This window comes from uncultured Jannaschia sp. (genome assembly GCF_947494055.1).
Classification (GTDB): Bacteria; Pseudomonadota; Alphaproteobacteria; order Rhodobacterales; family Rhodobacteraceae; genus Jannaschia.
The window spans coordinates 1-8,300 of record NZ_CANLTR010000073.1; the positions used below are offsets into that span (position 1 = coordinate 1).

General features: G+C 61.2%; 8 protein-coding genes. All 8 read right to left on the reverse strand.

What is annotated here, in order from left to right; all coding sequences use genetic code 11:
- Positions 1-86 precede the first annotated feature (86 nt).
- The 8 genes from Q1A87_RS22105 to Q1A87_RS22140 are packed head-to-tail and all read right to left on the reverse strand — an operon-like array spanning position 87 to position 8,021.
- Positions 87-1,073 (reverse strand): aldo/keto reductase, encoded by a 987-nt coding sequence (locus Q1A87_RS22105; RefSeq protein WP_299656636.1) that lies wholly within the window; start codon positions 1,071-1,073, stop codon positions 87-89.
- A gap of 22 nt (positions 1,074-1,095) precedes the next feature.
- Positions 1,096-2,073 carry an aldo/keto reductase gene (locus Q1A87_RS22110; RefSeq protein ID WP_299656639.1) on the reverse strand — a complete coding sequence of 326 codons (978 nt, stop codon included), beginning with the start codon at positions 2,071-2,073 and terminating at the stop codon, positions 1,096-1,098.
- A gap of 29 nt (positions 2,074-2,102) precedes the next feature.
- A complete protein-coding gene (locus Q1A87_RS22115; protein ID WP_299656642.1) occupies positions 2,103-2,816 on the reverse strand; it encodes a GntR family transcriptional regulator in 714 nt (237 codons plus the stop codon).
- A gap of 44 nt (positions 2,817-2,860) precedes the next feature.
- Complete coding sequence (locus tag Q1A87_RS22120) at positions 2,861-3,874, reverse strand: tripartite tricarboxylate transporter substrate-binding protein (protein ID WP_299656645.1); 1,014 nt, start codon at positions 3,872-3,874, stop codon at positions 2,861-2,863.
- Positions 3,875-3,917: 43 nt separating this feature from the next.
- Positions 3,918-5,189 (reverse strand): hypothetical protein, encoded by a 1,272-nt coding sequence (locus Q1A87_RS22125; RefSeq protein ID WP_299656648.1) that lies wholly within the window; start codon positions 5,187-5,189, stop codon positions 3,918-3,920.
- Position 5,190: 1 nt separating this feature from the next.
- Positions 5,191-6,699: a tripartite tricarboxylate transporter permease gene (locus Q1A87_RS22130; RefSeq protein ID WP_299656651.1), complete on the reverse strand. Its 1,509-nt coding sequence runs from the start codon at positions 6,697-6,699 to the stop codon at positions 5,191-5,193.
- Between the two features lies 1 nt (position 6,700).
- Positions 6,701-7,192: a tripartite tricarboxylate transporter TctB family protein gene (locus Q1A87_RS22135; protein WP_299656654.1), complete on the reverse strand. Its 492-nt coding sequence runs from the start codon at positions 7,190-7,192 to the stop codon at positions 6,701-6,703.
- Positions 7,193-7,196: 4 nt separating this feature from the next.
- The gene (locus Q1A87_RS22140; RefSeq protein ID WP_299656657.1) at positions 7,197-8,021 is read right to left on the reverse strand and encodes a fumarylacetoacetate hydrolase family protein; all 825 of its coding nucleotides are present in this window, start codon (positions 8,019-8,021) and stop codon (positions 7,197-7,199) included.
- Positions 8,022-8,300: the final 279 nt, after the last annotated feature.

The following is an 8,300-nucleotide window of genomic DNA, read 5'->3' on the forward strand; positions in this document are numbered from 1 at the left end:
ACCGCCTCCCAAGTTGGATTGTTGCGATCCCACCTTGGCACAGTGTGCCGTCGGGGGGCGGTTACACCATCAACGCCGTGTTGATCTCAAATTCCAAGCTTCTTCAGCTGGAACTCCGGATAGCGCAGACCAACTGCCGCACCTATAGGAAACGCCGCGGCGAGCGCGGCGCGCTCTTCGTCATCGAGCTGGAGTTCGGTGGCTGCGAGGTTCTCCTCGAGATAGCGTCGCCGCTTAGTTCCGGGGATCGGCACAAGCCCGTCCCACTGCCCCAGGAGCCAAGCCAGAACCATCTGACCGTTGCTGACGCTGTGCCTTGCAGCGATCTCTTCGATCGGCTCAAGAAGGGCGAGGTTCTTCTCGAAGTTGCCCTCTTGGAAGCGTGGATGGGCATGACGTCTGTCCGTCGGGATCAGGTCGTCCCTGTTAGCAATGGCGCCGGTCAGGAACCCCCGCCCGAGTGGGCTGTAGGGCACAAGACCGATGCCCAGCTCCTTTAGGAGAGGGAGGATCTCGGTCTCGGCGTCGCGGGTCCAAAGCGAGTACTCCATCTGAACGGCCGAGAGCGGGTGCGTGGCATGCGCACGGAGGATGGTCCGCGGTCCAGCCTCGCAGAGGCCGAGGTAGCGGACCTTACCCTGTTCCACGAGACGAGCCATCGCGCCAATGGTGTCCTCGATCGGAACGTCGGGATCGATGCGGTGAACATAGTAGAGGTCGATCACATCCACGCCTAGCCGTGCGAGGCTCTTCTCGCAGGCTTGGAGGACGTAATCCGGGTGCCCATTGGTGCCGCCACGCTCGCCGTTCGGCCCGCGGATGTTGCCGAACTTCGATGCGATGGTTAGCCCCTCCCGCCGATCCTTGATGGCCGCACCGAGAAGTTCCTCGTTTCGACCGGCTGCATAGGCGTCGGACGTATCAAAGAGCGTCACCCCGAGCTCGACGGCCCGGTGCAGGGTCGCGGTAGATTCGACGTCGTCGCGTTCACCGTAATCTCCTGACATTCCCGAGCAGCCGAGTCCGAGCGCCGAGACCGTCAACCCCTGCGAGCCAAGCGTACGATGGTCCATGCCCTCTCCTCCTGCCGCTGGTTCAAACATTCACCCGCTTCATCTGTCCGGCTGGATAGCGCATGCCGGCGCCTGCTCCGGGCGCGAAGGCGCGGTCGAGTTCAGCCAGAGTTCCGCTCGCGGGTGCGAGGTCGAGGGCGTCGATGTTCTCCTCCAGCCAACGACGCCGACGGGTGCCCGGGATCGGGACGATGTCGTTGCCGCGTGACAGCACCCAAGCCAGAGCTAGCTGGGACGGGGAGCAATCTTCCTGCATCGCCAGCCTGCGGAGCACGTCAACCAGAGCCAAGTTGTCGACAAGGTTATCTTCCGCAAAACGGGGATGATCCCGCCGGCGATCGCTCTCTTCCATGTCGTTGACAGCATTGATCGTACCCGTGAGGAGGCCGCGCCCGAGAGGCGAATACGGTACGAAGCCGATCCCGAGTTCCCGGCAAGTCGGAATGTGCTCTTCCTCAACATCGCGGCTCCAGAGCGAGTACTCGGTCTGAAGGGCGGTGATGGGATGGGTCGCATGCGCGCGCCGGATCGTCGAGGGCGCAGCCTCCGACAGGCCCAGATGATGGATCTTGCCCTCGGCCTTCAGATCCGCCATCGCCCCGACCGTATCTTCGATCGGCACGCTCGTATCGATGCGATGGATATAGTAGAGATCGATGCGATCAGTTTTGAGACGCTTCAGGCTCGCCTCGCAAGCCTCACGGACGTATTCCGGCCTGCCATTCACGTCGCGGCGCCCGTCGGGATAGCGGATGTTGCCGAACATGGTCGCGAGAAAGGCGTCATCCCGTCGATCCCGTAATGCCCGGCCGACGAGCATTTCGTTCTTTCCGTCGTTGTAGGCATCCGAGGTGGTGATCATCGTGATGCCTATCTCGAGCGCCCTGTGAATCGTCAAGACGGCCTCTTCTGGATCGGGGACACCATAGATCGGTGTCATGCTCATGCAGCCCAGCCCCATCGCCGGGATCTCTACCTGACCCAGTTTCCGCGTCTTCATCGGTAGTCTCCCGGATTCATCCGTTACTTTTAGACGCTCGATGCGTCGGCCTCTACAATCGACAGCGAGGTGACCTTTGCCTGGAAGACGGCCTCGCCGGTCTTTCGATAGTGATCCACCAAAGCCTTAATGGCCTCTTCCAGATTCCGAGACAGCGCGAAATCCCGTAACCTCGTATGTTCTTCACTGACGGTTCGCGCGCGCCCCGGTGCGCTACGCGCGAAGAAGCGGTATCGGTTGTTCAAAGCGTGAAGCTTGGCACAATTGCCTAGAAGGATGCTCGATCCGCAGGCGGAAAGGAGATCCAGATGGAACTGCTTGTGTGCAATCTCCCAATCCGGGTTGGGGACCGGTCCATCCGGACCGTCGATCTCCCGCTCGTGGCGGTTCAGGCGGTAATGCGCGATCAAGACTCGCTCTTCCCAATCAGGGCCACCCAGTTCAATCGATCGCCGTAGCGCCTCGCTTTCCAGAAAGCAGCGATTGAAGAGGATGTCCTCGAACTCCTCCCGTGAGATGCTCGAGACGAAGAAGCCGCGCCTGTCGATACGAAGGACGAGCCCATCCGAAGTAAGCTGGTTCAGCGCCTCGCGGATTGGTGAAGCCCCGCAATCGTTCATCTTGCTCAGCATTTTCACCGTGAGCTTCTCCCCCGGTTTCAACTTTGCGGTCAGAATGTCTGCGCGGATCTTCTCCACGAGCGATATTCCGATGGACACTTGCGCCTTGGTCAACATGCTCATTGTCTGATCGTCCGGCGGGTTTCCCGCCGGACGATCGATCTCCCTCAGCTTTCCCGAATCCGGTCCTCATACCGCCGGGCGAGTTCGATGGTCTCTTCCCGGATTTGCGCACATACCGCTTCGTCACCATATTCAACACCCGCAAACGGGTAGTTTACGGCCTCGTACTGAGCCCTGAGTTCCGGGTCGTCGAAGGCGGACCGGATTGCCGTTACGAGCCGCTCGCGCACCTCGGGCATGTTCTTCCAGACATCCGTGTGGATGGCCCAGCCGTTTGCCAACTCTAGGCCAGGGATCGTCGTGTCGAAGACATCGTTCACGCTCGGCGGATTGCCCATCTGGTCGTCGAAGTCCGGCGACGGCCGGAACGTCCCGAGGACCCGCACCTGATCACCGAGACTAATCGCGACACCCGCCGTCAGGACGGCGGCGTCGGTCTCGCCCGTGATGGCCGCCATCGAAGTCGGGTTTCCGCCCCCGAAAGGAATGAGGTTAAAATCAGCCCCGACCGCATCGGCAAGCGACAGCATGCCGATCGTGCCAGGATGGGGCAGCCGGCTCGTCGCGATGGTTACGGTCCGCCTCCTGCCTTCCTCGATAAGCTGCTCGACCGTCTCGATCGGGCTATCAGCGCCGACGTAAAAAACGATCGGCGTCCCGCCAGTCTTAGCGAAGTGGATGATATCCTCAGGCAGGTCGTAGTTCGTATTCTGCGTGGCGTAGGTAATGATCTCCGGGTGCATGTTGCTGTAGAGCAAATTGTACCCATCGTGATCACGACGGCTGGCATAGAGCTCGTAGCCCACCTGCCCGCCCGCGCCCGGATGAAACTCGAACTCGAAATCAACCCCGAGGTCTTCGCGGAGCACGTTCGTGAATGCGCGCGCGGTCGTCTCGGCGCCGCCGCCTTGGCCCGTCGCAATCACGACGTTGATATTGCGATTGGGGTAAGCGGCCTGAGCCCGCAGGATTGAAGGGGTGAAGAGCCCGACTGCGGCTCCGGCGGTTCCGGCGCGAATGAGACTGCGGCGGCTGATTGGTCTGGTTGTCCTGATCATGTCGTCCTCCCTTTGATGGTGATCTTCACGTTGCCGCCCGGGATCAACCCGGACGGAACTCGAGAATGTCGAGCCCTTCCAGGCGGTCGAGCAGGTAGACGATCCCGCGCTCGTCGACGAAGACGTCGTTACTCTGCGGAGCGGCATGGCCCCCGGATGGCTTGGGAATGAAGTGTCCGACCTCCGTTGGATCGTGCGGATCGGACAGGTCGATCGCGCGCAGCCCTCCCGAGAACCAGGCGCAGAACACGGTGTTGCCGTGCAGGATCTCGGCGAATTGGTGCGCCCCGAAACGGCCGCCCGCGGTGGCGTAAGGCGTGTCCAGTTCGCTGACATGAAAGGCCGATGCATAGCGCACATCCGATAGGTCCGTCACGTCGAAGACCCACAGATGCGCCGGCAGCTGACCCTTCTTGTGCGCGTGCTCCTCGTCGACTGCGAGAGCGTAGCGACGCCCGCCAATCTGGTCGGGCAGAGGTTTGACAGTGTGCGTCGGATGCTTGCTCGGCGGATGGTAGTCGAAGTCGCAGATCGTCTTCAATGCGGTAATGTCCGTCGCGTCGATGACGCGAAACCCCGCATGCCAGCACGCAGCCCAGAGTTCGTCACCCACCCGCTGGGTGTGGTGGAGACGGTTCTGATAGCCCTTCCAGAAAGGCCGCTCCCCCTCGTAGTTCTCCTGTTCGGGCATCCACCAACGCCCGACCTCGATCGGATTGGCAGGATCGTCGTACTGGTAGACCATGAGGATGTTACCGACGTAGCCCGGCATCTCGGTCGACATGTAGAGATAACGCTCGTCGATGTCGAAGCGGTGCACGCCGAAGCCATGCGTCTTCTTGTGGCACAGGAGCTTCGGGTTCGACCGGTCGGCGATGTCGTAGATCCGGAAGCCGCCATCGTGGTAGCCGCGCCGGGCACTCTCCCGCAGCGTCGGGATGTCGTCGGGCGTGACGCCGAGGAACTGCGCCAGCTCCGCGTCGGTCGGATCGCGTCCGTCGTGTTCACGCACCGCTTGGACATGTTCGAGCAACCCTTCGCCCTTCCGGTGGAAGTGGCGCTTGTTCTGCTCGTGGTTCACGATCATCAGGTCACCTGACACGCGCACCTTGTGACTATGCGACCAGGGATCGTCCATCTTCACCTGGGCGACGATCTTCGGCGCGCCGGGGTCGGAGACGTCGATGATCGTCGTGCCGAGCGGCGCGTCCATATGGCCCACGTAGCAGTAGTCGCCGTCCACCCGCACCTGACCACCTCCGGGAAGGTCAAGGCGGGCTAGTCGGTTGAAATTCTTGACGTGCTGATTGGCCATGTCAGGCGGACTCCTTGTCACGTTGCGCCATTCGGCTACGGATGAAGGGGACCACGAGCGTGATCACCAGGAATACCCACAAGACGTTGCCGACCGTCGAGCTGAACAGGATGCCGAAGTCGCCCCGCGAAATGCGTAGCGCCCGCATCAGATACTGCTCCATCAAGGGGCCGAGGATGATCCCGATCAGGATGGCGGTGACATGATATCCGGTCTTCCTCGCGAGGTAGCCCAGAAGCCCGAACGCCACTGCGAGCCCCATGTCGAACATGTAGCCGCGTGGAACGAAGGCCCCGAGCAGCGTGAACGCAAGGATGGTTGGCACGAGGAAGAAGGCCGGGAAGGAGGTGACCTTCGACATGTACTGTGCCATCGGGAACATCAGCGGGATCATCAGCAGGTAGGTGATGAAGGAGGCGGTGAAGATGCCGTAAGCCAGTTCCGGCTGGTCGATGAAAAGACGCGGACCCAGCGTCACGCCGTGGTATTGCAGAACCACCATCATGATCGCCGCCGTGCTACCGCCGGGAACACCGATCGCCATCAGGGGAACAAGTGTGCCGGAGGTGACGCCGTTGTTGGCGGCTTCGGGCGCAGCCACGCCTTCGGGGACGCCGGTACCAAAAGCGTCCGGCGTCTTCGAGAACATGCGCGCCTGCTGGTAGGCAACGAAGGCTGCGATGGATGCTCCTGCACCCGGGATGATCCCGATGATGACGCCGATCAGCGCGGTCCACGTCATCAGGAACCAACTTCCGAGCGACTCCTTCACGAGCAGCCAGACGTCGTAGAGCCTGGAACTCACGACGACGTCCATGAACTCATCCTGAACCACGCGCCCTCGCTCGATGAGGACGAAGACCTCTGAAATCGCGAAAAGACCAATGAGGGCGGGAACCAGAGGCACGCCGTCGTAGAGCTCGAGCATCCCGAACGTCGCTCGCGGCTCGGAATAGATGAAGTCCGTCCCGATGGCGCCAATGAGGAGGCCCAACATGCCGGCCAAAAGCCCCTTGATCAAGTCCTGCGCGGCAATCACCGCGATCAGCGTCAGACCGAAGAGGATGATGACCACCATCTCGACCGAATGGAGGTAGTTCCCCACCTGCGACAGCACCGGCAGGAGGGCCAGTACGAACGTCGTGCCGATGAGGCCGCCGAAGATCGACGCGACGAAGCAGTACACGAGTGCACGCTGCGCCTGTCCCTTCTGGGCCATGGGATAGCCGTCGAGCGTCGTGGCCGCAGCGCCGCCGGTCCCGGGGATGTTCACCAGGATAGCCGGGATGCCGTTGCCGACTTGGGACGCGCTGTAGAGCGCCATCATGAAGATGAGCGCGACTTCCACGTCGACCGACAACGTGAGCGGTAGCAGGATGATGATCGTGTTCGCGGCGCTGAATCCTGGGATCGCTCCGACGATGTTGCCTAGAATGACGGCCGGAATCATCACCCACCAGTAGGAGAGCGAGTGCGCAAAGAGACCGGTGATCGTTGAGACCTGATCCATGTCAGAACACCCAGTTCCTGATCGTCTGATCGACGATCGACAGGGGGAAGCGGACCCTCACGAAGAGGATGAAGATCGTGAATGCAGTGACCGTCATGATCGTGGAGATGAGCAGAGCGACCTTGAGGCGCTCCATCCCCCCGATGATGAGGACCGTCCCGAGAACGAACAGGAAGAGAGAGACGATAAAGCCCAAGACCGGCATGAGCGCGATGAAGAGGATTGTGAGGAGCAAGACGCTCCAGCGCCGGCCCTCCGATGCGGGATCTGATAGGAACCCTGCGAAGCTAAAGCTCTTCTCGCCCGATCGCAGCTCTCGCGCGAAGCGTATGAAGAGGGCCAAACTTAGAATGCAGATCGCCCCGGTGACGTAGATGCCGACGATCCTTGCCTGGAACGGCAGAGACGCGACGGTCGAGATGTAGTAGCTTCCGAAGGCCACGGCGCCGATAGGGATAATGAGTTCGGGAATGAGGCCTGGGCGCTTGTCCATTGCCTCACCCTATCGTTGCTGAATTGCGGCCGATCCGGTCGATTTCGACCACGATTTCGTCACCCGGCTTCATCCAGACCGGCGGCGTCCGGGCGTAGCCTACGCCCGAAGGCGTTCCCATCGCGATCAGATCGCCTGGGCGCAGGGTCATGAACTCGCTGATTAACGCGATCGACCGCGCGACGGGGAAGATCAGGTTATCGGTATTGGCGTCCTGCATCGTCCGGCCGTTCAGGATCGAACGAACCCTCAGACCCGATGCGCCCGCCGGCACCTCATCGGGCGTCACGATCTCGTCGCCCACGATGCCCGTTCCGTCGAAGTTCTTGCCGGGCGTCCATTGCCCGCCCTTCCGCTGGTAGTCGCGGAGAGAGATGTCGTTGAAGACGCCGTAGCCGAAGACGTGGTCCAGCGCATTGCTCTCGGAGATCGACCGGCCACCGCGGCCGATAACGACGAGAAGCTCTGCCTCGAAGTCGAGCTTGTCGCTAACCTCCGGCACGGGGACGCGCGCACGGTTCGGCGCCAGCGAGGTGTCAACGCGGTAAAACAAGGCCGGATAGTCGGGCGGCTCGGAGCCACCCTCGCGTGCGTGCTCGGCGTAGTTGAGCCCAATGCAGATGACTCGAGCACCCGGAACAACCGGAAGCGCCGGCGCAGGCGTACCCACTACGCGGTCGCTAACTTCGATGGCGCCTGCCGCGACCTTTTCGGCGAGGCTGCCGAACTCCTCGGAAGTCCTAGGAAAATAACCGCCGTCATGGAGGCGACCGTCCTTGAGGATACCCAGCCGGGCTTCTCCACCTTCAGCAAAGACCGTCAATCGCATCGATCATTCTCCTAGATTCACATATCTATCGTTAAAATTGGGAACTGTGTCAAACCTCTCGACAATTATCTTTCATTTTTGCGGGGCAGGACGACTGCCGAAATGGATAAAAGGCCCAAAAAGCAGCGTATCGAGGCGGGTGATAAAGCCTGTTAAAACCTCTCGCAGGACCGGTACGCCGTAGACGAAGACGCCAAGATCACGGTAGTGTCCCGGGGCGTGGTGTAGGAACTGGCGTCCACCTGCTTCTTCATAGCTGGTGTCGCTCGTTCATTGAGC

What these genes read in the sequence shown, in the direction of transcription:
- Q1A87_RS22105 (WP_299656636.1), bottom strand. Translation starts at nt 1,073, where the DNA reads ATGGACCATCGTACGCTTGGCTCGCAGGGGTTGACGGTCTCGGCGCTC.
- Q1A87_RS22130 (WP_299656651.1), bottom strand. Translation starts at nt 6,699, where the DNA reads ATGGATCAGGTCTCAACGATCACCGGTCTCTTTGCGCACTCGCTCTCC.
- Q1A87_RS22125 (WP_299656648.1), bottom strand. Translation starts at nt 5,189, where the DNA reads ATGGCCAATCAGCACGTCAAGAATTTCAACCGACTAGCCCGCCTTGAC.
- Q1A87_RS22120 (WP_299656645.1), bottom strand. Translation starts at nt 3,874, where the DNA reads ATGATCAGGACAACCAGACCAATCAGCCGCCGCAGTCTCATTCGCGCC.
- Q1A87_RS22135 (WP_299656654.1), bottom strand. Translation starts at nt 7,192, where the DNA reads ATGGACAAGCGCCCAGGCCTCATTCCCGAACTCATTATCCCTATCGGC.
- Q1A87_RS22140 (WP_299656657.1), bottom strand. Translation starts at nt 8,021, where the DNA reads ATGCGATTGACGGTCTTTGCTGAAGGTGGAGAAGCCCGGCTGGGTATC.
- Q1A87_RS22110 (WP_299656639.1), bottom strand. Translation starts at nt 2,073, where the DNA reads ATGAAGACGCGGAAACTGGGTCAGGTAGAGATCCCGGCGATGGGGCTG.
- Q1A87_RS22115 (WP_299656642.1), bottom strand. Translation starts at nt 2,816, where the DNA reads ATGAGCATGTTGACCAAGGCGCAAGTGTCCATCGGAATATCGCTCGTG.